Below are 241 nucleotides of genomic sequence, written 5' to 3' on the forward strand. Positions count from 1 at the left end.
AGGTCTTCCGGCAGCGGATTGACCTGGCGCTTGTTCTTCAGGGTGATGCGCTGCTCGCGGTAGTGCTTGCTGCCGACGCTGAAGCGTTCCTCGTGGTTGCCGGTTGCCGCCCGCACTTCCAGCTTCTGCGGGCCGGGCTTGGTGCTCAGCGGGATGCCGACCACGGCGATCCAGCGGCGGCCTTCCTCGCGCACCACCAGCACCGGCTTGCCCTGGTAGAAGGCCCGCGGCGGCGGGCCTT

General features: G+C 68.9%; 1 protein-coding gene. It reads right to left on the reverse strand.

The features are described from left to right. Window positions 1–241 (reverse strand): hypothetical protein (locus HMPREF0072_RS10520; RefSeq protein WP_211204234.1); only part of this gene is annotated, 241 nt, incomplete at both ends.

Origin of the sequence: Anaerococcus lactolyticus ATCC 51172 (genome assembly GCF_000156575.1) — a bacterium.
Classification (GTDB): domain Bacteria; phylum Bacillota; class Clostridia; order Tissierellales; family Peptoniphilaceae; genus Anaerococcus; species Anaerococcus lactolyticus.